The sequence below is a fragment of the Microbacterium sp. 22179 genome (assembly GCF_052045715.1).
In the GTDB taxonomy this organism is placed as follows: domain Bacteria; phylum Actinomycetota; class Actinomycetes; order Actinomycetales; family Microbacteriaceae; genus Microbacterium; species Microbacterium galbinum.
This window is the reverse complement of record NZ_JBQEPJ010000005.1, coordinates 24,467-45,543: the sequence shown is the minus strand read 5'-3', so window position 1 is coordinate 45,543 and position 21,077 is coordinate 24,467. Positions and strand designations below refer to the sequence as shown.

At 68.8% G+C, this 21,077-nt stretch carries 23 protein-coding genes and 2 tRNA genes; 17 read left to right on the top strand and 8 right to left on the bottom strand.

Going from position 1 to position 21,077, the window contains the following annotated elements:
- Window positions 1–10: 10 nt before the first annotated feature.
- Window positions 11–1,828: a DUF2207 domain-containing protein gene (locus tag ACTJKK_RS12070; RefSeq protein ID WP_440748172.1), complete on the bottom strand. Its 1,818-nt coding sequence runs from the start codon at window positions 1,826–1,828 to the stop codon at window positions 11–13.
- A 79-nt stretch (window positions 1,829–1,907) separates the two neighbouring features.
- Between ACTJKK_RS12070 and lysS the strand changes: the two genes are divergently transcribed.
- The gene (gene lysS, locus ACTJKK_RS12065; RefSeq protein WP_440748171.1) at window positions 1,908–3,467 is read left to right on the top strand and encodes a lysine--tRNA ligase; all 1,560 of its coding nucleotides are present in this window, start codon (window positions 1,908–1,910) and stop codon (window positions 3,465–3,467) included.
- Here the strand turns inward: lysS and ACTJKK_RS12060 are convergent.
- A complete protein-coding gene (locus ACTJKK_RS12060; protein ID WP_247623466.1) occupies window positions 3,460–4,578 on the bottom strand; it encodes a DUF4192 family protein in 1,119 nt (372 codons plus the stop codon). The two genes, lysS and ACTJKK_RS12060, sit on opposite strands and share 8 nt — an antisense overlap.
- 114 nt (window positions 4,579–4,692) lie before the next feature.
- Between ACTJKK_RS12060 and ACTJKK_RS12055 the strand changes: the two genes are divergently transcribed.
- From ACTJKK_RS12055 to ACTJKK_RS12045, 3 genes are all read left to right on the top strand, one after another.
- Window positions 4,693–4,866, top strand: a complete 174-nt coding sequence (locus tag ACTJKK_RS12055) for a hypothetical protein (protein WP_247623465.1) — start codon at window positions 4,693–4,695, stop codon at window positions 4,864–4,866.
- A gap of 99 nt (window positions 4,867–4,965) precedes the next feature.
- Window positions 4,966–6,426: a cardiolipin synthase gene (gene cls / locus ACTJKK_RS12050; RefSeq protein WP_247623464.1), complete on the top strand. Its 1,461-nt coding sequence runs from the start codon at window positions 4,966–4,968 to the stop codon at window positions 6,424–6,426.
- A 46-nt stretch (window positions 6,427–6,472) separates the two neighbouring features.
- The gene (locus ACTJKK_RS12045) at window positions 6,473–7,201 is read left to right on the top strand and encodes a hypothetical protein (protein ID WP_440748170.1); all 729 of its coding nucleotides are present in this window, start codon (window positions 6,473–6,475) and stop codon (window positions 7,199–7,201) included.
- A 51-nt stretch (window positions 7,202–7,252) separates the two neighbouring features.
- On the opposite strand, the gene ACTJKK_RS12040 is transcribed toward ACTJKK_RS12045, so the two are convergent.
- On the bottom strand, window positions 7,253–8,251 hold the full coding sequence (locus tag ACTJKK_RS12040; protein ID WP_440748169.1) for a diacylglycerol/lipid kinase family protein: 999 nt from the start codon (window positions 8,249–8,251) through the stop codon (window positions 7,253–7,255).
- A 77-nt stretch (window positions 8,252–8,328) separates the two neighbouring features.
- On the opposite strand from ACTJKK_RS12040, the gene ACTJKK_RS12035 reads away from it, so the two are divergent.
- On the top strand, window positions 8,329–8,868 hold the full coding sequence (locus tag ACTJKK_RS12035) for an RNA polymerase sigma factor (protein WP_440748168.1): 540 nt from the start codon (window positions 8,329–8,331) through the stop codon (window positions 8,866–8,868).
- A 149-nt stretch (window positions 8,869–9,017) separates the two neighbouring features.
- Here the strand turns inward: ACTJKK_RS12035 and ACTJKK_RS12030 are convergent, their stop codons facing one another.
- Window positions 9,018–9,398, bottom strand: coding sequence for a YybH family protein (locus ACTJKK_RS12030; RefSeq protein ID WP_440748167.1), 381 nt, complete (start codon window positions 9,396–9,398; stop codon window positions 9,018–9,020).
- Window positions 9,399–9,520: 122 nt separating this feature from the next.
- Between ACTJKK_RS12030 and serS the strand changes: the two genes are divergently transcribed.
- From serS to ACTJKK_RS12010, 4 genes are all read left to right on the top strand, one after another.
- Entirely contained in the window at window positions 9,521–10,840 is a 1,320-nt protein-coding gene (gene serS, locus ACTJKK_RS12025) for a serine--tRNA ligase (protein WP_440748166.1), read from the top strand.
- On the top strand, window positions 10,837–11,658 hold the full coding sequence (locus ACTJKK_RS12020; RefSeq protein ID WP_440748165.1) for an HAD family hydrolase: 822 nt from the start codon (window positions 10,837–10,839) through the stop codon (window positions 11,656–11,658). The genes serS and ACTJKK_RS12020 overlap by 4 nt, the downstream gene beginning before the upstream one ends.
- Before the next feature lie 42 nt (window positions 11,659–11,700).
- A tRNA-Ser gene (locus ACTJKK_RS12015) sits at window positions 11,701–11,785 on the top strand.
- A 50-nt stretch (window positions 11,786–11,835) separates the two neighbouring features.
- Window positions 11,836–13,122, top strand: a complete 1,287-nt coding sequence (locus tag ACTJKK_RS12010; RefSeq protein WP_440748164.1) for an LCP family protein — start codon at window positions 11,836–11,838, stop codon at window positions 13,120–13,122.
- Window positions 13,123–13,152: 30 nt separating this feature from the next.
- On the opposite strand, the gene ACTJKK_RS12005 is transcribed toward ACTJKK_RS12010, so the two are convergent.
- Window positions 13,153–13,593 (bottom strand): MarR family winged helix-turn-helix transcriptional regulator, encoded by a 441-nt coding sequence (locus ACTJKK_RS12005; RefSeq protein WP_440748163.1) that lies wholly within the window; start codon window positions 13,591–13,593, stop codon window positions 13,153–13,155.
- 62 nt (window positions 13,594–13,655) lie between these two features.
- Here ACTJKK_RS12005 and ACTJKK_RS12000 point away from each other — a divergent pair, with 62 nt between their 5' ends.
- The 5 genes from ACTJKK_RS12000 (at window position 13,656) to ACTJKK_RS11980 (ending at window position 17,045) form a co-directional block, all read left to right on the top strand.
- A complete protein-coding gene (locus tag ACTJKK_RS12000; RefSeq protein ID WP_440748162.1) occupies window positions 13,656–14,024 on the top strand; it encodes a VOC family protein in 369 nt (122 codons plus the stop codon).
- A gap of 80 nt (window positions 14,025–14,104) precedes the next feature.
- Window positions 14,105–14,197 (top strand) — tRNA-Ser (locus tag ACTJKK_RS11995).
- An 88-nt stretch (window positions 14,198–14,285) separates the two neighbouring features.
- On the top strand, window positions 14,286–15,908 hold the full coding sequence (locus tag ACTJKK_RS11990) for a sodium-dependent transporter (RefSeq protein WP_440748161.1): 1,623 nt from the start codon (window positions 14,286–14,288) through the stop codon (window positions 15,906–15,908).
- Window positions 15,905–16,042, top strand: coding sequence for a methionine/alanine import family NSS transporter small subunit (locus ACTJKK_RS11985; protein ID WP_440748160.1), 138 nt, complete (start codon window positions 15,905–15,907; stop codon window positions 16,040–16,042). The genes ACTJKK_RS11990 and ACTJKK_RS11985 overlap by 4 nt, the downstream gene beginning before the upstream one ends.
- Before the next feature lie 139 nt (window positions 16,043–16,181).
- Window positions 16,182–17,045 (top strand): AraC family transcriptional regulator, encoded by an 864-nt coding sequence (locus ACTJKK_RS11980; RefSeq protein ID WP_440748159.1) that lies wholly within the window; start codon window positions 16,182–16,184, stop codon window positions 17,043–17,045.
- Between the two features lie 18 nt (window positions 17,046–17,063).
- Here the strand turns inward: ACTJKK_RS11980 and ACTJKK_RS11975 are convergent, their stop codons facing one another.
- A complete protein-coding gene (locus ACTJKK_RS11975; protein ID WP_440748158.1) occupies window positions 17,064–17,633 on the bottom strand; it encodes a cysteine hydrolase family protein in 570 nt (189 codons plus the stop codon).
- Entirely contained in the window at window positions 17,633–18,661 is a 1,029-nt protein-coding gene (locus ACTJKK_RS11970) for a zinc-dependent alcohol dehydrogenase (protein WP_440748157.1), read from the bottom strand. Before ACTJKK_RS11970 ends, ACTJKK_RS11975 begins: the two co-directional genes overlap by 1 nt.
- An 88-nt stretch (window positions 18,662–18,749) precedes the next feature.
- Here ACTJKK_RS11970 and ACTJKK_RS11965 point away from each other — a divergent pair, with 88 nt between their 5' ends.
- Window positions 18,750–19,304 carry a TetR/AcrR family transcriptional regulator gene (locus ACTJKK_RS11965; protein WP_440748156.1) on the top strand — a complete coding sequence of 185 codons (555 nt, stop codon included), beginning with the start codon at window positions 18,750–18,752 and terminating at the stop codon, window positions 19,302–19,304.
- Window positions 19,305–19,318: 14 nt separating this feature from the next.
- On the top strand, window positions 19,319–19,945 hold the full coding sequence (locus ACTJKK_RS11960; protein WP_440748155.1) for a GyrI-like domain-containing protein: 627 nt from the start codon (window positions 19,319–19,321) through the stop codon (window positions 19,943–19,945).
- A 35-nt stretch (window positions 19,946–19,980) separates the two neighbouring features.
- On the opposite strand, the gene ACTJKK_RS11955 is transcribed toward ACTJKK_RS11960, so the two are convergent.
- Window positions 19,981–20,628: a LysE family translocator gene (locus tag ACTJKK_RS11955; RefSeq protein WP_440748154.1), complete on the bottom strand. Its 648-nt coding sequence runs from the start codon at window positions 20,626–20,628 to the stop codon at window positions 19,981–19,983.
- Between the two features lie 105 nt (window positions 20,629–20,733).
- On the opposite strand from ACTJKK_RS11955, the gene ACTJKK_RS11950 reads away from it, so the two are divergent.
- Entirely contained in the window at window positions 20,734–21,075 is a 342-nt protein-coding gene (locus ACTJKK_RS11950; RefSeq protein WP_247623407.1) for a DUF6507 family protein, read from the top strand.
- Window positions 21,076–21,077 lie beyond the last annotated feature (2 nt).

The following is a 21,077-nucleotide window of genomic DNA, read 5'->3' as shown; positions in this document are numbered from 1 at the left end:
GAGGTGCGGGTCAGCGTCCGCCGGAGAAGCCGCCGCCTCCTCCGCCGCCGGAGAACCCGCCGCCGCTCGAGCCGCCGAAGCTCGACGAGCTGCCGGTCGACGGAGCCGTGTACGACGATGCCGATGCGGTGGAGACGGCGAAGGCCGCGAGCGAGGTGCTCAGATACGGTGAGCGACCGTCGCCGATCCAGCCGGGACCCCGCTGCTCATACGTGTAGGCGTGCTCGAGCACCTTGCCCCATTCGTCTTCCATGCCGAAGAGCATCGCGTAGGGGAGCAGACGCTCGTAGAGCACGATGACGTTCGCGCTGCCGTCCTGCCGGCGCTCCGCCCCCGTGTACGACTGCAGCATCTGCAGACGGTCGGCCTCGGCGACGCGGATGAACTCGCGCACCCCCTGCAGATACTCGTACTGCCGGGCACCCTCCGCGGTGAGCATGACGTGCTTCGAGAATGCGTAGAGGCTCGCCAGGAGCACGAAGAAGGCCCCGAAGGCGACGACCACGAGCGCCGGAATCGCTCCGACCCGACCGGTGGCGACGCCCCAGATCGCCACCGCCAGTCCGATCGCGGCGATGGCGATCGCGATCCACTGCAGGATCACGGCGCCGCGGGCGCGCTCGCGCACGATGAGCCCGCGGGTCTCGGCCTGCTTCTTGCCCAGCGCCTGCAGCACGCCCATGCGCGCGGCGAAGGTCTCGCTCGCGGCGGGGATGTCGACCACGCCGGTGTCGTCGGCGCCGAGGAACAGGTTGTCGACCGCATCCGCGTCGAGCTGGTCGGGGAGACGTCCGTCGGAAAGGCGTCGCAGCCGCGGCCGCTCGGGCTCGGCGCCTTCCTCGATCCGCAGCACCCCGCGGACGGCGAGGTGCACGATCTCGGCGGGGATCACGGCCTTCGCGCCGGGCAGGATCGCGGCCGCGAGCAGCGGGGGCATCGCATCCGGCACGTCGTACTGGGCCACGACGATGCCGGTGGCGGTGCGTCGCCTCTTGCGCACCGCCGTGACGGCGAACCAGCTCGCGACCGTCAGTCCCAGGCCGCCGACCGCGGCGAACATCGGTGCGACGTCGGTGACCGGGTTCGGGGTGCGGGCAGAGGGTTGCGTGACGGTACCCGCGTCGAAGCCGATCGCGACGGTCACCCCATCGCCGGCGGCGCGTTCGCCCGATTCGACGCGGAAGAGGGCGCCGTCGGCGGTGTCCGTTGGGCCTTCGAGCGTGCATGTCTCCGACGACCCGGAGTATCCCTCGTAGCAGCGGCTGGCGCCGGTGAGGGCGGCCGTCAGGGTGTCGTCGAAGAGGATGTCGGCACGGAAGGACTCGATCGCCTGCGTGCTGTCGAGGGGGAGGAGGTCCCAGTAGAACTCGTCGACTCCGGTCTCGGCGGCGAGGACGACGTCGCGCATCTCGTACTCGATCACGTAGGTCTGAAGCCCCTGCACGTAGTCGTCGTCGCCGGTGAGCACGTAGAGCACGCCATCGTCGGTGTCGGTCTCGTAGGGAACGTCGGCGCCCGTCTCGTCGGTGACGGAGAGGATGCGGGTGTCGATGCCCGCGTTCTCGTAGGAGGTGGCGAGGCCGCGGACGATTCCACGGTTCTGGTCGAAGTCGGGGAATCGGGCGACGAGCTCCTCGGTGACGTGCATGGTGGCTCGGCCCTCGTCGTCGACGCCCACCGTGTAGGTGGCGTCCCACGACGCGTAGGAGAAGTCGTCGACGTCGGCGGAGACGGATGTTCGGGCGCTCGAGGGGCTCGATGCGAGCAACACGAGGCCGGCGACGGCGGCGGTGGTGGCGAGGGCGCGGAGGATCCGTGGGGCGGCCATTCTTCGAGGCTACCCAGCCGCGGCCTCGGATCGGCCTACGGCCTCGGTAAACTGGAACGACTTTTCCAAGGAGCCCCGAATGACCGACGCGTCCGCCGCGCCCGCGCAGAACCCCACCGACCCTTCGAACACGGAGCTCGGCGACGACGAGATCCACGAGCAGAAGGCCGTGCGTCTCGCCAAGCGCGAGCGTCTGATCGCGAAGCGGACGGATGCCGGTGGCGGGGCGTTCCCGGTCGGTGTCCCGGTGACCCACACGATCCCGGCGCTGCGCGCCCAGTACGGCGAGGGTGGTGCCGACGAGCTCGAAGCGGGAGCCGAGACCGGCGTCGTGGTCGGCGTCGCCGGGCGCGTCGTGTTCAGCCGCAATACCGGCAAGCTCTGCTTCGCAACCCTGCAAGCGGGTGACGGTTCGCGCATCCAGGCGATGATCTCTCTCGCGAACGTCGGCGAGGAGTCGCTGGCGGACTGGAAGGAGTACGTCGACCTGGGAGACCACGTCTTCGTGCACGGCGAGGTCATCTCGAGCCGCCGCGGCGAGCTGTCGATCATGGCCGACGGCTGGGAGATCGCATCGAAGGCGATCCTGCCTCTGCCGAACGCGTACGCCGAACTGAGCGAGGAGGGCCGTGTCCGCAGCCGCTACCTCGACCTGATCGTGCGTGAGCAGGCCCGCCAGACCGTGCGCGCCCGTGCCGCGGTGAACGCGAGCCTGCGGGCCACGTTCACCGGTCACGACTACCTCGAGGTCGAGACCCCCATGCTGCAGGTGCAGCACGGCGGGGCATCCGCTCGCCCGTTCATCACGCACTCGAACGCGTTCGACACCGAGCTGTACCTGCGCATCGCCCCCGAGCTGTACCTCAAGCGTGCGGTCGTCGGAGGCATCGAGCGCGTCTATGAGATCAACCGCAACTTCCGCAACGAGGGCGCCGACTCGACGCACAGCCCCGAGTTCGCGATGCTCGAGGCCTACCAGGCCTACGGCGACTACGACCAGATGGCCGCTCTCACCCAGGAGCTCGTGCAGAACGCGGCGATCGCGGTCGCAGGTTCGACGACGGTGACCTGGGCCGACGGCACCGAGTACGACCTCGGCGGCGAGTGGGACCGCATCTCGATGTACGAGTCGCTGTCTGCCGCGGCCGGACGCACGTTCACCCCGCAGGACCCGGTCGACGATCTCATCGCCTTCGCCGAGGCCAACGGTGTCGATCTGCCCGCCCAGGCGACCCACGGCAAGCTCATCGAGGAGCTGTGGGAGCACTTCGTGAAGGGCGACCTGGTGCGCCCCACGTTCGTCATGGACTTCCCCGTCGACACCTCGCCCCTCGTGCGCGAGCACCGGTCGATCGACGGAGTGGTCGAGAAGTGGGACCTGTACATCCGCGGCTTCGAGCTGGCGACCGGGTACTCCGAGCTCGTCGACCCCGTGATCCAGCGCGAGCGTTTCGTCGAGCAGTCCAAGCTCGCCGCGCGCGGCGACGTCGAGGCGATGCCGATCGACGACGAGTTCCTGCGGGCGCTGGAGCACGGCATGCCGCCGTCCGGTGGCATGGGCATGGGCATCGATCGCCTGCTCATGGCGATCACCGGTCTCGGCATCCGCGAGACCATCCTCTTCCCGCTGGTCAAGTAGTCCGCCCCGCGGTGCGTCGGAAGGTCCATTCCGGCAGCACCGCGGCGTTGATCATCGATCCCACGAGCGCGGCGAGTCCGTAGTCGGGGTCGATCTCGCGCACCAGGTCGAGGTAGTGCGCCGCGTGCGTGGACCGGCCGAGCGCCCACGAGAGCCACGCCGCCGCGGTGAGCGGGGCGGGGCGGGCGGCACGCGGTGCTCGCGACGCGGCGGTGCGCACGACGTCGAGGGCGAAGCTGAGCCGATCGGGGTCGGGCGTCGGACCGCGCCCGAGGAAGATGTCGCCGAGTTCGTCGGGGATCGACCGGCCGTGCTGGGCGAAGTCGAGCTGCGCCCCGAGCGATCGTCGACCGGAGGCGTGGTCCGACGCCCACTGCAGCAGTGCCACGTCTCGGTAGACGGGGCGCTCGAGGCACCACAGCAGTGCGGCGACCGCGAAGGGCGGCAGATCGCCACGGGAGTCGAGCAGCTGCTCGTAGAACGCGGGGACGTCGTCGAGGATCGCGAGGGCGGCCAGGGCCTCGGGGTTCTCGTCGTCGGACAGCGACGACGCCGGGCGCCCGAGCAGTTCGGAGAGGTCGCGCAAGGCCCGCCCGACGCGCTCCTTCTGCGCGAGATCGGCGACGGGGAGCACGGCACCGGAGTTCTGATCGCCCGAGACGTCTCCGATGCCGGGCACCCTCTCGGCGCGCACCGGCTCGACGGGATGCAGAAGAGGTTCCTCTTCGAGGTAGCTCGCCCATCCGCCGGGCGTGACGCACAGCGCGTCGACGATGCGGAGGCCGGCGTCCTCGGCGCAACCGAGCAGTTCGTCGAGGGCGACGGCGTGGGGGAGGACCCACCCGTCCGGTGTGCTCTGAGCCGCCTCGTCGACGTAGGCGACGACGGCGACCGCGTCGATCGCGGCCACGCGTGAGACGAGGCCGATCGCGGTATCCGCATAGTGCTCGAGCGGCACGTCGTCGCGGGGAAGGTCGATGCGCATCGCGCCGTAGGCGCGGGAGCCCTGGAAGGGGAGCATGACGATGCTGCGTCGGGGCGTGAAGCCGGCGAGGAGGGGGACGATGCCGAGGAACTCGGCGGAATCTGCGGCACGGAGGACGGTGTTCATGAGGCGAGTGTGCCCGGTGGCGGCATCCGCCCGTTCCGGAAAGCCGGGCCTGTGGAGGGATTGCCCCGTCCATCGGATCGGCGCAGGAGGAGTGAGGTCGCGTACCATGGGGGTATGGACAACTTCTGGGTCGCCGCCGCGTGGTCGATCCTTCCGACCCTCGGGGTCAGCGCCATCTTCTTCATGGTGCTCCGCGGCATCCTGCGATTCGACCGCACCGAACGCAAGGTGCACGCGCAGATCGAGGCGGAGGAGCGCGCGGCCCGCGGTCTTCCCCCGCGCTCCTGAGGCACTGTCCCACCCATCCGCTACTGTGAAGCGAACACCGCCGGACGGTGATGCGCGACGGAACCCTTCATCGGTGAGGTCCGTCAGGAAGAGAGCAGTATGACCGCGGAGGGCGTCGCCTGGGCGATCACGGCGTTCCTCGTGGTGCTCGATCTGACCATCCGCATCACGGCGATCATCGTCATCCCGCGCAACCGCCGCCCCACGGCTGCGATGGCCTGGCTGCTGGCGATCTTCTTCATCCCGTTCGTCGGGGTCTTCCTGTTTCTCGTGATCGGAAACCCGCGACTGCCGCGCGCCCGCCGCCGCAAGCAGGACCAGATCAACGAGTACATCGCCGCGACCAGCGAGCACCTGCACTTCGGAACCCTCCGTCCCCACGCGCCGGATTGGTTCGGTCCGCTGGTCGAGATGAACCAGCGCCTCGGCGCTCTGCCGCTCTCGGGCGACAACGGAGCGCATCTGATCTCCGACTACCAGGAGTCGCTCGACGCGATGGCCGACGCCATCCGCGAGGCGAAGGACTACGTGCACGTCGAGTTCTACATCCTGCAATCGGATGCGTCGACCGACAACTTCTTCCGTGCGCTCGAAGAGGTCGCGGCGCGCGGCGTCTCGGTGCGGGTGCTTCTCGACCACTGGGCCAACCGCTGGAAGCCGCGCTACAAGCAGACGATCCGGCGCCTCAACGCCATGGGCGCCGACTGGCACCTCATGCTTCCGGTGCAGCCGTTCAAGGGGCGGATGCAGCGCCCCGATCTGCGCAACCACCGCAAGCTGCTCGTGGTCGACGGCGTGACCGCCTTCCTCGGCTCGCAGAACGTCACCGACTCGACCTACAACCTGCCGAAGAACATCAAGCGGGGCCTGCACTGGGTCGACCTCATGGTGCGCCTCGACGGGCCGGTCGTGCTCAGTGTCAACGCGATCTTCCTCAGCGACTGGTACAGCGAGACCGACATCGTGCTGGAGGAGATCGACATCGCCCACGCCGACATCGGTTCGGGGGACCTCGACTGCCAGGTCGTGCCCTCGGGCCCCGGGTTCGAGGTCGAGAACAACCTGCGTCTCTTCCTCGGCCTGCTGTACGCGGCGAAGAATCGCATCATGATCGTGAGCCCGTATTTCGTGCCGGACGAGGCCCTGCTGCTCGCCGTCACCGCGGCCGTCGACCGCGGTGTCGAGGTCGAGTTGTTCGTCTCGGAAGAGGGCGACCAGGCGATGGTCTACCACGCGCAGCGCAGCTACTACGAGGTGCTGCTCAAGGCGGGCGTGCGCATCTGGATGTACCGCAAGCCGTACATCCTGCACACCAAGAGCCTGACGGTCGACGACGAGGTCGCGGTCATCGGCTCGAGCAATATGGACATGCGCTCGTTCGGTCTCAACCTCGAGGTCTCGATGCTCGTGCGCGGCGAGGAGTTCGTCGCCGAGATGCGCGAGGTCGAAGACACCTATCGGTCGCTCAGTCGGGAGCTCACCCTCGAGGAGTGGATGCAGCAGCCGCTGCGCTCGACCGTGCTCGACAACCTGGCGCGCCTCACCTCCGCCCTGCAGTGATCGCTCCCGACTTCCGATGGAATATCGCCACCGGTACCCTGGGGGCATGGTCCTTCCCTCGCGCGTCGTCGCCGTCCTCTCCGCTTTCGCCGCGGCGCTGCTGATGGCCGGGTGCACCGCCACCCCAGGATCGACCTCACCCACGAGCACACCCGGTGCATCGGCCGCGCCCGGCGCCGGCGATGACGACTTCGCCGACGTCGAGGCCGCACTGCTCGACGAGGGCCGCATGTTCGCCGTCGTCACCTGGGGCTCCTCGACGTGCGTTCCGCAGGTCGACACGGTGACCGCCGAGGGCCAGAACGTCTCGGTGACGCTCGTCGACGGTGCAGCCGACCAGGTCTGCACCCAGGACATGGTGCAGCGCGCCAGCATCGGCGGCCTGCCCGCCGGTGTGGACCCGACGAAGGACATCACGCTGCAGGTCACCTACGGCGATATCTCGGATGACGCCGAGATCGGCGGGGCACCCGTCACCGGCGTTCCCGGGGAGTCGACCGAGTACCAGCCCTCCGCCGGATGGTTCGACGACGGCAGCCTCGTGCTCCTCACCTGGGGCTCGTCGGGATGCCCGCCGGTCGTCGAGTCGCTCGAGGGTTCGGGCAACGCGGGCACGGCGACCTTCGTCACCGACGACACCCAGATCTGCACCATGGACATGGCGCCGCGCGCGACGATCCTCTCGTTCGGCGACGACGCGGTCGACGACGACGGCTTCACCCTCACCCTCGTGGGCGGCGGCCTCGACGGGACGGTGTCGGTGCTCGCCGACTGACACCGCCGGCTGAGCGCATCGCCGGCGCAACACCGGAAGGAAGGCCGCCCGTCAGAGCGAGTCGACCGGATGCCCCTCCGGCAGCGCGAGCAGGAGCGCGCTCGGATCGACCCGGCACGTGATGCGCACGGCATTGCCGAACTCGTCACCGTCGAGCTCGACCGGCGTGGGCACCGACGTCGCAGCTTCTGCGGCGAGGCCCTGGAAGTAGTGCACCGCGGCATCCTTCCCCCGGAGCTCGAGGATGCGCCTGCCGGCGGCGAAGCGCCGCAGCACCGAGTTCTCCCACCAGATCCTGCGCCAGACGTTGAACCATCCGAACGCACCGGAGGGCCGGATCACGGCGACGTCGAGGGTCCCGTCGGAGATCGAGGCATCCGGCACCAGGGCGATGCCGGCGGGCAGTGTGCCGCAGTTGGCGAAGAGGATGCTGTGCACTTTCGTCGAATGCAGGCGGCCGTCGTCGATCTGATACACCGAGCGGAAGGGCGAGGCGTTGGCGAGCGAGCGCGCGGCGCCGTCGACGTAGGCGATCCACCCGACCGACTTCTTGAGGTCGGGGCGGGTGTTCGCGATCATGTCGGCATCGAGCCCGATGCCCGCGAGCACCACGAAGGCGTGCTCGCTCTCGTCACCGCTCTCACGCGTGATGCGCGCCCATCCGATGTCGATCGCGTGGCGGGATCCGGTCAGCGCCGCACGGATCATGTCGTCGGGCGAGCCCAGTGGCAACGCCAGGTTGCGTGCGAGCAGGTTGCCCGTACCGCTCGGCAGGATCGCGAGGGGAACACCGGTGTTCGCGATGGCCTCGGAGACCGCGCGCACGGTGCCGTCGCCGCCGGCGACGAGCACGACATCGACCCCGCGGGCGAGAGCCTGCGCCGTGGCACCCTGCCCGGCATCCTGGATCGTCGTCGGATAGAACGCCGGATGCTCCCACCCCTCGGCCTTCGACAGCTCGCGTACGGCAGCGCGCAGTCTCTTCTCGTCGACCTTGATGGGGTTGTAGACGAGCGCGGCCTGTCGTCTCGCGGCCGGGGGCTTCGTCATGGCGATACTCTATTCCCGGCATGTGTCATGCAGGTGACACGGGGACGGGTGCCCGAGCGCTCTGGGGAGGGGCCGGAATGGGTGCGCAGGCGAGGAGCGAGTCGATCGGCGATGCGCGTGCACTGCTGACCGAGATGATCACGGACGAGCCCGATCGGCTCCGGCGCCGCAGCATCTCGCTCGGCGTGCCCGTGGACGATGCCGACGACGCCGCCCAGATGGCGCTCTTGCGCGCCTGGAGATCGGTCGCCCACCTCGAGACTCCCGAGCCGGGACGGGTGTGCTCGTGGCTCGACGCGATCGCCAGGAACGTCGCGATCGACCTCTCCCGTCAACGGGCACGCCGCCCGCAGGCCGAGCTCGACGACGAGATGCCCGACGCCGTGAACGTGGCCGGAGCAGCCGAGATCCGCGTGATCCTCGATGGTGCGCTCGCCGCTCTGCACGACCTCCCCGACTCGTTGCGGGAGCCACTGCTGCTCACCGCCGTCGACGGGTTGTCGGCCGGCGAAGCGGCGGAGCGCCTCGGGATCGACCCCGCGGCGGTCCGCCAGCGCGTCGCCCGTGCGCGCAAGGCGCTCGGCGCCTGCCGGCAGAGCGGCATGGGCGTCGACTGACGGGTACTTCTCGGTCCGGGGTGACGCCCTGGTCCGCCCGTCGAGACCCATCGAGCCCGCCGAGCCCCACCGTCGCCGCCGTCGGTACCGGTGGGTCTCGACGCGCGTGGTGGGTTTCGACGGGCTCGCAGGATGCCGCGCTGCGCGGGTCAGACGGTACCGAAGGGGTTGTCGACCGCGTAGCGCCAGCCGTGCTCCTCATCGAAGACGGCCACGTCGGCGGTCGTGCCGGCGAGGGCGATCTCGGATCCGTCGGGGCCCGTGCCGGTGATCGTCCAGTCGGCGATCGCGAGGCCGGTGCCGGCGCTCTCGAACACGTGGCGGACGGTCATCGAGATCGGCAGGTTGAGGCCGAGGAACTGCTCGAGCGCGCCGCGGACGGCCGCCTCACCGGTCACCGGCGTACCGGGCGCCGGCACGAAGACCACGTCGGCGGTGTTCAGAGCCATCAGGCCGTCGAGGTCGCGGGCGTTGAAGCGGTCAGCGAAGGCCAGGTTCAGCTGGTCGAGCGAGGTGACACGGGTGGTCATGGGTATTCCTTTCGCAGCGGCGATCGGCCGGATGCCGACCACCGAGGAGAAAGACGCTGCACGGCCCCGGGTGTGACATCCGGCGAGCCTGAGGGGGTGGGAGACCCCCGTAGAATCGTGGAATGATCGACCTCGCTCTTCTCCGCGACCACCCTGATCTCGTCCGCCGCTCACAGGCCGCGCGCGGCAACGACCAGGCCACCGTCGACATCGCACTCGAGGCCGATCGATCGCGCCGCGCGGCGCTCGCCGCGTTCGAGGAACTGCGGGCCGAGCAGAACGCGTTCGGCAAGGTCATCGCGAAGGCTCCGAAGGAGGAGAAGCCCGCGCTCGTCGCGCAGGGCAAGGAGCTCGCCGAGCGCGTCAAGCAGGCGCAGCAGGTCGCGAACGACGCCGGAGAGGCAGCATCCGCCGCCCTGGCCCGCATCGAGAACGTCGTGATCGACGGCGTGCCCGCCGGTGGCGAGGCCGACTTCGTCGAGCTGCGTCGCGTCGGCGAGGTGCCCTCGTTCGATTTCGAGCCGCGCGACCACCTCGAGATCGGCGAGATCCTCGGGGCGATCGACATGGAGCGCGGGGCGAAGGTCTCGGGCGCCCGCTTCTACTTCCTGCGCGGCATCGGCGCCCGCCTCGAGATCGCGCTCATGAACCTCGCGCTCGACAAGGCGCTGCAGAACGGCTTCGTGCCGCTCATCACGCCGACGCTCGTACGCCCCGAGATCATGCAGGGCACCGGCTTCCTCGGCGAGCACGCCGACGAGGTCTACCACCTCGACAAGGGCGACGACCTCTACCTCGTCGGCACCAGCGAGGTCGCCCTCGCCGGGTACCACAAGGACGAGATCGTCGATCTCTCGGACGGCGCGCTGCGCTACGCCGGCTGGTCGACCTGCTACCGCCGCGAGGCCGGATCGCACGGCAAGGACACCCGCGGCATCATCCGCGTGCACCAGTTCAACAAGCTCGAGATGTTCGTCTACACGGAGGCGGAGGATGCCGAGGCCGAGCACCTGCGCCTCGTCGCGCTGCAGGAGGAGATGCTGACCTCGCTCGGCCTCGCCTACCGCGTGATCGACGTCGCCGCGGGCGACCTCGGATCGAGCGCCGCGCGCAAGTACGACATCGAGGCCTGGGTGCCCACGCAGGGCGCGTTCCGGGAGCTGACGTCGACGTCGAACTGCACGACCTATCAGGCGCGCCGCCTCGACGTGCGCCACCGGCCGGTCGCCGACGGGGCGGACTCCGGCTCTGCGCCGAAGACCCAGCACGTCGCGACGCTGAACGGCACGCTTGCGACCACCCGCTGGATCGTGGCGCTGCTCGAAACGCACCAGCAGGCGGACGGCTCGGTTCACGTGCCCGAGGTGCTGCGCCCCTACCTCGGAGGGCTCGAGGTGCTGACGCCGGAGAACACGAAGGCGACGTCGAAGGTCACCGCATGACCGCGCCCTGGCTCGTCGCGCTCGACGTCGACGGCACCATCCTGCTCCAGGACGAGACGATGAGCCCGGGCGTGCCGGAGGCCGTCGCCCGCCTGCGCGAGGCCGGTCACGTCGTCACGATCGCCACCGGTCGCAGCTGGATGGCCACCCGCCGGTACGTCGAGCAGCTCGAACTCGACGCCGAGTACGTCGTCTGCTCGAACGGCGCCGTCACGATGCGCCGTGTCGGCGACGACTGGGAGCGCTGGAACGTCGAGACCTTCGACCCCTCGCCCGCGCTCGCCCTTCTGCGCGAGCGCCTGCCGGACGCGCGCTACATGGTCGAGCTCGCCTCGGGCCAGCGGCTCTTCACCGATCAGCTCGACGACTGGACGCTCGACGGCGGCCGGCGAGTGAGCTTCGAGGAGCTCGCGGCCGAGCCCGTGTCGCGCATCGTCGTGGTCTCGCCCGGTCACGACGAGGAGGACTTCCATCGGCTGGTGGCGGATGCCGGCCTGAACGAGGTCTCATACGCGATCGGGTGGACGGCCTGGCTCGACATCGCCCCGCAGGGAGTCGACAAGGGCACCGCGCTGGAGCGCGTGCGCGACGAGCTCGGCCTCGTCGGGGAGCGCGTGCTGGTCGCGGGTGACGGGCGCAACGACATCGGAATGTTCGGCTGGGCGCGCGCGCTCGGCGGGCGTGCGGTGGGAATGGGCCAGGCGCCGGCCGAAGTGAAGGACGCGGCATCCGAGATCACCGACGACGTCGTCGACGGCGGGCTGGCGAGTGCGCTGAATACACTTCCAGCGCCCGCCCAGGTCAGCGCGGGAGAATAGAACTCGGCTAGACTCACGGCTTGTCGGCAGATCCGTCTGTCGGGAGGGTTGTCCGAGCGGCCGATGGAGCTGGTCTTGAAAACCAGTGGGCAGAGATGTCTCGTGGGTTCGAATCCCACACCCTCCGCTTCCTGAGCCCGGTGCCCCCTCACCGCAGGCAGAACCGAAAGGCACCGTGTGACCGAGAACACCCGACGCCGTCGAACGATTGCGCGCCACGGCCAGTTGCACTCGCCGGGACCCCTCAGCCAGCTGCTGAAGTTCATCGCGATCGGACTCGCGGTGGTGCTGGTGAGCGGTGTGGGTGTCGCGGCGTACGTCGTGTACGACCTGCGCAGCACGCAGCTCGCGAACTCCGTCGAACTCGAGGGCCAGTCGGCCGATGCGGTTCCGCCGGACATCAGCGAGTACGAGGGCGGATTCAACTTCGTGCTCGCGGGTGTCGACACGTGCGAAGAGGCATACGCCGGGTACTTCGGCGACCGCTGCAGCGGCAGCGACTCGGAGGGCAACCTCAACGACGTCAACCTGCTCGTGCACGTCTCCGACAACCCCCGTCGAATAACGGTCGTCAGCTTCCCGCGCGACCTCATGATCCCCATCCCCGAGTGCACCGACGACGACGGCAACGTGCACTCCGCGATGAGCAAGCAGCCGCTCAACGTGGCCTACAGCGACGGCGGCCTCAACTGCGTCGCGAAGACGATCTCCGAGCTCACCGGTCAGGAGGTGCAGTTCGCGGCATCCGTCACCTTCGGCGGCGTGATCGAGATCACGAACGCGATCGGCGGCGTCGATGTGTGCCTCGCGAACCCGATCCGCGATCGTTACACGGGCCTCGACCTCACGGCCGGCACCCACACCGTGCAGGGCCTCGAGGCGCTGCAGTTCCTGCGCACCCGTCACGGCGTCGGCGACGGCAGCGACCTGGGCCGCATCGGCAACCAGCAGCAGTACATGTCGAGCCTGGCGCGCAAGCTCATCAGCGGCGAGACCCTCGGCAACGTGGGCACCATGCTGAAGCTCGCGAACGTCGGTCTCAGCAACCTCGAGACGAGCACGACGCTGAACGACCCGATGACGATCGTGCAGATCGCCCTCGCGGTCAAGGAGGTCCCGTTCGAGGACATCGTGTTCGTGCAGTACCCGACGGGTACCGACTCGCAGAACGCCAACAAGGTGGTGCCGAACTACACGGCCGCCGGCGAGCTCTTCGACGCGATCGAGGCGAACGCGCAGCTGCAGATCACGCACCAGAACACCAGCAACGACGGTGTGATCGTGCAGGAGCCCACGCCCGCCGAGACGACCCCCGAGGAGACGGCCCCCACGGAGGAGACGGCTCCGACGGAGGAGACGGCTCCGACCGAGCCGGCGACGCCCGACAACGTCGTGGCGCTCCCCGACACCATCAAGGGCAACTCGGCCGCGCAGCAGACCTGCTCGAACGGCAACGTGCGCTGAGCCGCGCCGGGCAGGGTCCGGACCGATCGATCAGTCGCCGCGCAGCGATTCGACCATCCCGCGGAGCATGCGGAACGCCACGTCCTGATCGTGCGCGCTCATGCCCGAGAGCATCCGCTTCTCGACCGCCCGCACCGCTGCGGTAGCGCTCGCGAGCCGCTCGCGGCCCGAAGGAGTCAGATCGGTCGGGAGCACTTTGCCGACGGGAGCCTCCGCAGCCCGCACGACGAGGCCCTCGCGTTCGAGCTGCTGCAGCAGGACGTTCATCGACTGCCGCGTGACGAATGCTCCGCGCGCGAGGTCGGAGTTCGAGAGGCCCGGCCTCTGGGCCAGCAGTTCGAGACAGGAGTAGCGCGTGATCGTCATGTCGAGCGGTCGCAGAGCCTCCTCCATCGCGACGCGCAGGGCGCTCGCCGCTTCTTTGAGCAGATACCCGAGCGAGGTCCGCAGGTCGATGCCATCTTGACTCATGTCAGTATTCTGACATAGAGTGATGCGTGTCAGAAAACTGACACATACCAAAGGAGTATCCCATGCCTGTCACCGGCCCCGACTTCATCTCTCTGCAGGTGCGCGACCTGAACGGATCCCAGGCGTTCTACGAGCGATACCTGGGTCTCGTACGCTCTCCCGCCGGACCACCGCATGCCGTCGTCTTCGCCACGGCGCCGATCGCTTTCGCGCTTCGCGATGTCCTCCCCGATTCCGGCCTCGCGGCGGCCCCGCACCCCGGCGTCGGGGTCGCCCTGTGGATGCTTGCGACGGACGTGCAGGGCATCCACGATGCCCTCGTCGCCGACGGGCACAGGATCGTCACCGCGCCCATCGATGGCCCGTTCGGGCGCACCTTCACCTTCGCCGATCCCGATGGCTATCACGTGACTCTCCACGATCGCGCCTGAGTGATCGCGTCCGGTTCGTCGGATGCTCCGGAATCCGTTACGATGGCTAGGTGCATCCGAGCTTTCGGGCGAGGATGCCTGGAGACGTCGCATAGTCCGGCCTAGTGCACCACCCTGCTAAGGTGGAGACCTCTTTAAGGGGTCCAGGGGTTCAAATCCCCTCGTCTCCGCCAAAAGCCCCCGAGAGATCGGGGGCTTTTTCGCGCCCGGCGACGGCCGGGCACCCGGCTCGTCGACACGCGCTGCGGTAGTCTCGCGGGCATGGCAACCGCAACGGCGCAGACCCCGAAACGTGAAGCCTTCGGCTCGCGGAACGTGTTCATCCTCTCCGCGATCGGCTCCGCGGTCGGCCTCGGCAACATCTGGCGTTTCCCCTATGTCGCCTATGAGGGCGGCGGCGGGGCGTTCCTCATCCCGTATCTCTGCGCGCTGCTGACCGCCGGCATCCCGCTGCTCTTCCTCGACTACGCGATCGGGCACCGCTTCCGCGGTTCGGCGCCCCTCGCGTTCCGCCGCATGCACCGGGCGACCGAGCCGCTCGGCTGGTGGCAGGTGCTCATCTGCGTCGTGATCGCCGTGTACTACGCCGTGATCGTGGCATGGGCGGCGATGTACACGTGGTTCTCGGCGCAGCTCACGTGGGGTCGAGGCAACGAGAACGACTTCTTCTTCGTCGACTTCCTGCAGTCCGCCGACGTCGCCGAGGTCGGCATCTCGACCGACTTCGTGCCGCAGGTCGGCATCCCGCTCGCGGTTGTCTGGGTCGTCGTCGTGATCATCATGGCGCTGGGTGTGAAGCGCGGTATCGGTGCGGCCAACATGATCCTCATGCCGCTGCTGACGGTGATGTTCGCGATCCTCGTGGTGCAGTCGCTCTTCCTGCCCGGAGCGATGGACGGCCTCAACGCCTTCTTCACCCCCAACTGGGAGGCTCTCGCCGACCCGGGCGTCTGGGCCTCGGCCTACGGGCACATCTTCTTCTCGCTGTCGGTGGCGTTCGGCATCATGGTCACCTACTCGTCGTACCTCAAGCGCAAGACCGACCTCACCGGCTCCGGCCTGGTGGTCGGTTTCGCGAACTCCGGTTTCGAGATCCTCGCCGGAATCGGCGTCTTCGCAGCGCTCGGATTCATGGCACAGGCCCAAGGCACGGATGTCGCCGGTGTCGCCTCGTCGGGCATCGGGCTCGCATTCGTGGCGTTCCCGACGATCGTGTCGGAGGCGGCCGGCGGATCGATCATCGGCGTGCTGTTCTTCGGCGCGCTGGTGTTCGCCGGAGTGACTTCGCTGATCTCGATCCTCGAGGTGATCGTCGCCGCCCTCCAGGACAAACTCGGATGGGGACGCATCCGCACGACGCTCACCGTCTCGATCCCGCTCGCAGTCATCTCGATGGCTCTGTTCTCGACCACGACGGCGCTGTCGGTGCTCGACACGACGGATGCCTTCGTCAACGCCTTCGGCATCATGGCGGTCGCCCTCGTCGCGGTGATCGTCGTCGCCTGGTTGCTGCACAAGCTTCCCGCTCTGCAGGAGCACCTCAACCGGCGGTCGAGCTTCCGCGTCGGCTTCCTCTGGAAGCTGCTCGTCGGTGCACTCGCGCCGATCGTGCTGGGCTACCTGCTGATCAGTGAGCTCATCACGAAGATCTCCGAGCCCTATGGCGGCTACCCGGGCTGGTTCCTGTCGGTGTTCGGTTGGGGCATGGTGATCGCGCTCGTCGTGATCGGCGTGCTTCTCTCGCTCGTGCCGTGGAGCGGTCGCTCCCACGCCAAGGACGACCCCGAGTACGACGAATTCCTCGACGAGGAGCACTACGAGCCCGACCCTGAGACGGGCGTGTTCCCGGCTCAGGGCGCGACCGAGAAGGAGGCCCGCGCATGACTCCGGTGGCGATCGTCATGATGATCATCGCGATGGTGACGGTCTGGGGTGGCCTGATCGCCGCCGTCGTCAACCTCGCCCGTCACCCCGAGGTGGCCGATTCCGAGCCCGAGGCGCCGCCGGTCGAACTCTGAGGTGAGAGCCGTACCAAAGGATCCGGACCGACCCTTCGGTATAGCTCGTGCGTGCGATCCGATCGAAACCGTCCGGAATGATCGGGCGGGCGAACCTCTCTCCGCGAAATGCTGGACACCGTCCAGAGAGGAGGACCGCATGATCGGCACGCTGAATGCTCTGGTCGACCTGGTCGAGAGCGCCGACGTCGACGAACTCGATGTCGCGGCGTTCGCTCGGGAGCACGGCACCACGGAGTACCACCTGCGCCGGATGTTCTCGACGCTGGCGGGCATGCCGCTGTCGGAGTACGTGCGACGTCGCCGCATGACTCGGGCGGGCGCGGAACTCGTCGCCGGGGCATCCGATCTGCTCGACGTCGCCGTGCGGCACGGATACGGCTCGGTCGAAGCCTTCGGCCGAGCGTTCCGAGCCGTGCACGGGATCGGGCCTGCCGACGCGCGCCGTGACGGCGGACCTCTTCGCACACAACCCACGCTCCGGTTCCGCCTGAGCGTTGAAGGGAGCACTCCCATGCGCGTCACCATCACCCATCACCCCGCGATCGTCCTCGTCGGGCACGCGGTCGACGTCCCGCTGATCCACCGCGGGGTCAACCCGCGCATCCAGGAGCACATCGCCGCGATCGCTCCTGAAGAGCACGCGCGCCTCAAGGCGCTGTCGGATGCCGAGCCCACCGGCATCCTGGCCGTCACCGCCGACGTCGAGCCCGACGCACCCGAAGGCAGCCCCCTCACCTATCTGCACGGCGTGGCCCGGAAGGAGTCGTCGCCCGTGCCCGCCGACCTCGATGCGATGCCGCTGCCCGCTGGCTCCTGGGCGATATTCGCGGCCGACGGGCCGTTCCCCGAGACGCTGCAGAACCTCTGGGCGGCGACGGCGACCGAATGGTTCCCCTCCAACCCGTGGCGGCTGCGGCCCGGGCCCTCGATCGTGCGGTACCTGGAGTTCACCGGTGCGCACGCGTCGTGCGAGCTCTGGTTGCCCGTGGAAGAGGCGTGAGCGGTTCTGCGCCGCGCGTCAGCGACCCGACGCGCCCAGCGCGGCGACCAACTCCTCGGTCGTCGTGACCTCGGCCAGCAGGGGAGCGATCTGCGCGAGGTGCGCTGCACCGACGTCCGGGCGGAAATCCATGACGGCATCCGTCGGGAGCGCCACCGAGTAGCCGTGCGCGTAGGCGTCTCGCGCGGTCGATTCCACACCGATGCTGGTGGCGACGCCGGTCACGACCACCTGCGTCACCCCGCGGCGGGAGAGCTGGTCGTGCAGATCGGAGTCGGCGAAGGCGCTCCACGGTGCGCGACGGATGCGGATGTCGGCGGCATCCGTCGCCAGGGAGGGGAGGAGCTCGTCGCCACCGGCGGGCACCGTCGAGACCCCGTGCGCCTTTGTCATCTCGGTGCGCCCGGGCACCGACCCGCTGACCGTGGCGATGACCACCGGCTGGCCGGATGCCCGGAACGCGGCGGCGAGCATGTTCGTGTTCGCGACGACCCGCTCGAGGGTGTCCTGCTCCATGCGGGGCGCGGTGGCGACCTGGAGGTCGACGACGATCAGCGCGACGTTCTCGTCGAGGGGTGCGAGTGGCATCAGCCGTTCTCTCCGCCGAAGGTGACGACGACCTTCTCGGCCTGTCCGGGCGTTGCGGCGAGGGCGAGTGCGTCCTGCACGAGGTCGAAGGGGATCTCGTCGCTGATGATCTGCGCGTACTTCTGCCAGTTGTCGATGATGTCGTCGGTCACCTCGAAGATCTCGGTGGGGTAGCCCATCGACAGGCGAATGTCGACCTCGGTGGTCAGAAGCCCGCCGAGGTCGATCTCGACCGGAGCCTTGTGTACGGCGACCACGCTGAGCACGGCGCGCTTGCCGGCGACACCGAGCACCGTCCGGATCACCTGCGGCGCACCCGCGGCGTCGATGTATCCCTCGGTGGAGGAGCGCTCGCCGCGCAATCCGATGCCCGTCGACCGGCCGTGCAGCTCGATCAGCCGCGCGGCCACGTCTTCGGTGCGGGAGTCGATGACGGCATCCGCTCCGAGCGCCAGCGCCTTCTCGAGGCGGTTGGGCACGATGTCGATCACGACGACGTGCGCGACGCCGCGACGCTTGAGGCTGAGCAGGGCGCCGAGGCCGATCGGGCCGGCGCCGAAGATGGCGACCCGGTGCTCCGGCGCGGGGTCGAGCCGGTTGACCGCGTGGCGGGCGACCGCCATCGGCTCGTTGAGCGCGGCCACGCTGAACGGCACGTGCGGCGGGATGACCCGGAACTGCTCACCCGGCTTCGCATCGACCAGCACCACGTACTCGCTGAGCGCGCCCTGCGCGCCGCCGGAGCCGAGCAGGCCGTCGACGGTGGCCATGACGTTGATGACGACGTGGTCGCCGACGGTGACGCCCTCGACCTCGGCGCCGACCTCGACGACCTCGCCTGCCGGTTCGTGCCCGAGCGGCGTCGCGCCCTGGCGCGGAGGGATGCCGCCATAGGTCGTGTACATGTGGTCGGAGCCGCAGATGCCGCAGGCGCGCACGCGCACGAGCACGTCGCGCGGGCCGGCGGTGGGGGCGTCGACGTCGACGACGGTCGTCTCGCCGGGGCCGGTCACCAGTACTGATCTCATCGGGGGCTCCATTCGGGTCGGAAGTTCACGCGGCACTTATGTTACACATGTCACATAAGTAGCGGAACACCTTCGGTACTCTCGACTCATGGCGGAATCTCGGATCGGGCGGCCCCCGGATCAGCGCACCCGCGTGGCCGCGCTCCGCGCCACCCGCGAGCTCCTCCTCGCCCGCGGCTACGAGGGCGTCGCGATGAGCGACATCGCCGCCGCAGCCGGCGTGCCGCGCCAGACGCTCTACCGCCGCTGGCCGACGAAGCAGGCGCTCGTCGCCGACTGCGTGCTCGACGACGTGCTGCCGGTCGAACTGGTCGTCGTCGCCGCGACCGGCGACCTCCGTGCCGACATCGACCTCTGGCTGCAGAGCTCGATCGCCTCGATCGAAGCGGATGCCGACGCCGCACTGTTCCGGGCGCTGCTCGTGGCCTCGGCATCCGATGAATCGGCTCGGCAGCGCATGGTCGACCACTTCCTCGCTCCGCTGCGGAATGCGATCGAGCGTTCGTTCGCGGCGGCGGGACGCGAGGGGCACGAGCTCGTCGCGGATGCGCTGCTCGGGGCGATGGTCGCGGCGATCGTCTCCCGCGATGCCGAGGCTCTGCGCCGCGTGCGGGACCTCGGCGACCTGCTCACCCGAGGATGACGGAAGGACTCGCGATGCCGGCCACCGATCCGAAGAAGACACTCGACGCGTACCAGGCGAAGCGCGGGGTGTTCCGGCTCGTCGACGTGCCGCCGATGCAGTACCTGATGATCGACGGTGCCGGCGATCCGAACGTGTCGCAGGCCTATGCGGATGCCCTCGCCGCGCTGTATCCGATCGCCTACGGGGTCAAGTTCGCGAGCCGCGCGCAGCTCGGCGTCGACACCGTCGTCATGCCGTTGGAGGGCCTCTGGCATGCCGAGGACATGGCGTCGTTCACCTCGCGCCGCGACAAGTCGACGTGGCTGTGGACGATGATGATCATGGTTCCCGACCATGTCACCGCCGAGATGGTCGAGGCGGCGCGCGACAAGGCTTCGGCGAAGAAGGATGCCTCGCCGAGCCTGTCGGCGGTGCGGCTCGAGACCTTCGACGAGGGTCTGTGCGCGCAGACGCTGCACGTGGGGTCGTACGACGACGAGGCGCCCGTGCTCGAGGATCTGCACCACCGCATCATCCCCGGGAACGGGTTGGAGATGCGCGGCATCCACCACGAGATCTACCTCAGCGACGCGCGCCGGGTCGAACCGGCCAGGCTCCGCACGATCCTGCGGCAGCCGGTGGCTCCCGCGGGTCCCTAAGCGAGCGAAACGAGACGAAGGGCCACCGCCCGCGCTCACGCCGTCGCGGGCTTCTCGCTCCACAGCAGCAGGAACGCGCCGAGCCCGATCATCATGCCGCCGCCCGTGGCTGACATTGTCGAGAGGCGGCGCGGTGAGCGGCCGAACCAGTCGCGCGCCGCGCTCGCGAGCAGCACCCAGATCGCGTCGCAGCTGACGCCGATCGCGACGACGATGACGCCGAGCACGAAGAGCTGCAGCGGCACGGAGCCCGCGTGCAGGTCGACGAACTGGGGGAGGATCGCGAGGAAGAACGCGATCGACTTCGGGTTGGTGAGACCCACGATGAGGCCTTCGAAGAGCAGTCGGGTGCCGGACTCGCGCGTGGCTGGTGCGGTCGCGGCTGCGGCGGCATCGTGCCGGTGCCGGATCGCCTGGATGCCGAGGAACACGAGGTAGCCGGCGCCGAGCACCTTCACGATCGTGAACAGGATCACGGACTGCGCGATCACCGTGCCGACGCCGAGGGCCACGGCGAGCACCAGCACGATCGATCCGACGGCGGTGCCGAGGATGCTGAGGAACCCGCCGGCCCGGCCCAGAGCGATCGATCGACCGATGGTGAAGAGCACTGTCGGCCCGGGGATCACGACCATCACGAACGCGGCGACGACGAACGCGAGCAGCGTCTCGGGAGCGAACATGAGCCGATCCTAAAGGCATATCAATATGCTCTCCACAGATGCGGCTTATATGTCTTCATGTGGGGTCGATCTGCCGTAATCTCGCCTTCGAGATCGGAGGTTCGAATGGTTGATGATGGATGGTCGGTATCGCCCGAGCAGGTATCGGTCGTGCTGCAGGGTGTCGACGTCGCGGGAGAGCCGCTGGGTTCAGACGTGAAGACGGCACAGGTACTTTCCGAACGACGAGCAGACCTCATGGCGAGCGGCCGCGCGGAGATCGCGAATGCGTGGGATGAGTTTCTCGAGACGCGCTCGCTGGTGCCCGGGATGCTGATCGATGCCGTTACGTCGGCGGCGGCGTCTGTTATCGAGGGGACTCTCGCCATCGTTGCGGGTGACGAGGCGATGGCGCACGAATGGCGGGGCAGCCATCCGGAACTCTTCGAGTCGGCGGACAGCAAATGAGC

What these genes read in the sequence shown, in the direction of transcription:
- ACTJKK_RS11975 (WP_440748158.1), bottom strand. Translation starts at nt 17,633, where the DNA reads ATGCCACTCGCACCCCTCGACGAGAACGTCGCGCTGATCGTCGTCGAC.
- ACTJKK_RS11970 (WP_440748157.1), bottom strand. Translation starts at nt 18,661, where the DNA reads ATGAGATCAGTACTGGTGACCGGCCCCGGCGAGACGACCGTCGTCGAC.
- ACTJKK_RS11960 (WP_440748155.1), top strand. Translation starts at nt 19,319, where the DNA reads ATGCCGGCCACCGATCCGAAGAAGACACTCGACGCGTACCAGGCGAAG.
- ACTJKK_RS12070 (WP_440748172.1), bottom strand. Translation starts at nt 1,828, where the DNA reads ATGGCCGCCCCACGGATCCTCCGCGCCCTCGCCACCACCGCCGCCGTC.
- ACTJKK_RS11965 (WP_440748156.1), top strand. Translation starts at nt 18,750, where the DNA reads ATGGCGGAATCTCGGATCGGGCGGCCCCCGGATCAGCGCACCCGCGTG.
- ACTJKK_RS11990 (WP_440748161.1), top strand. Translation starts at nt 14,286, where the DNA reads ATGGCAACCGCAACGGCGCAGACCCCGAAACGTGAAGCCTTCGGCTCG.
- cls (WP_247623464.1), top strand. Translation starts at nt 4,966, where the DNA reads ATGACCGCGGAGGGCGTCGCCTGGGCGATCACGGCGTTCCTCGTGGTG.
- ACTJKK_RS12030 (WP_440748167.1), bottom strand. Translation starts at nt 9,398, where the DNA reads ATGACCACCCGTGTCACCTCGCTCGACCAGCTGAACCTGGCCTTCGCT.
- ACTJKK_RS11955 (WP_440748154.1), bottom strand. Translation starts at nt 20,628, where the DNA reads ATGTTCGCTCCCGAGACGCTGCTCGCGTTCGTCGTCGCCGCGTTCGTG.
- ACTJKK_RS11950 (WP_247623407.1), top strand. Translation starts at nt 20,734, where the DNA reads ATGGTTGATGATGGATGGTCGGTATCGCCCGAGCAGGTATCGGTCGTG.
- ACTJKK_RS12000 (WP_440748162.1), top strand. Translation starts at nt 13,656, where the DNA reads ATGCCTGTCACCGGCCCCGACTTCATCTCTCTGCAGGTGCGCGACCTG.
- ACTJKK_RS12060 (WP_247623466.1), bottom strand. Translation starts at nt 4,578, where the DNA reads ATGAACACCGTCCTCCGTGCCGCAGATTCCGCCGAGTTCCTCGGCATC.
- lysS (WP_440748171.1), top strand. Translation starts at nt 1,908, where the DNA reads ATGACCGACGCGTCCGCCGCGCCCGCGCAGAACCCCACCGACCCTTCG.
- ACTJKK_RS12040 (WP_440748169.1), bottom strand. Translation starts at nt 8,251, where the DNA reads ATGACGAAGCCCCCGGCCGCGAGACGACAGGCCGCGCTCGTCTACAAC.
- ACTJKK_RS12055 (WP_247623465.1), top strand. Translation starts at nt 4,693, where the DNA reads ATGGACAACTTCTGGGTCGCCGCCGCGTGGTCGATCCTTCCGACCCTC.
- ACTJKK_RS11985 (WP_440748160.1), top strand. Translation starts at nt 15,905, where the DNA reads ATGACTCCGGTGGCGATCGTCATGATGATCATCGCGATGGTGACGGTC.
- ACTJKK_RS11980 (WP_440748159.1), top strand. Translation starts at nt 16,182, where the DNA reads ATGATCGGCACGCTGAATGCTCTGGTCGACCTGGTCGAGAGCGCCGAC.
- ACTJKK_RS12045 (WP_440748170.1), top strand. Translation starts at nt 6,473, where the DNA reads ATGGTCCTTCCCTCGCGCGTCGTCGCCGTCCTCTCCGCTTTCGCCGCG.
- ACTJKK_RS12005 (WP_440748163.1), bottom strand. Translation starts at nt 13,593, where the DNA reads ATGAGTCAAGATGGCATCGACCTGCGGACCTCGCTCGGGTATCTGCTC.
- serS (WP_440748166.1), top strand. Translation starts at nt 9,521, where the DNA reads ATGATCGACCTCGCTCTTCTCCGCGACCACCCTGATCTCGTCCGCCGC.
- ACTJKK_RS12020 (WP_440748165.1), top strand. Translation starts at nt 10,837, where the DNA reads ATGACCGCGCCCTGGCTCGTCGCGCTCGACGTCGACGGCACCATCCTG.
- ACTJKK_RS12035 (WP_440748168.1), top strand. Translation starts at nt 8,329, where the DNA reads ATGGGTGCGCAGGCGAGGAGCGAGTCGATCGGCGATGCGCGTGCACTG.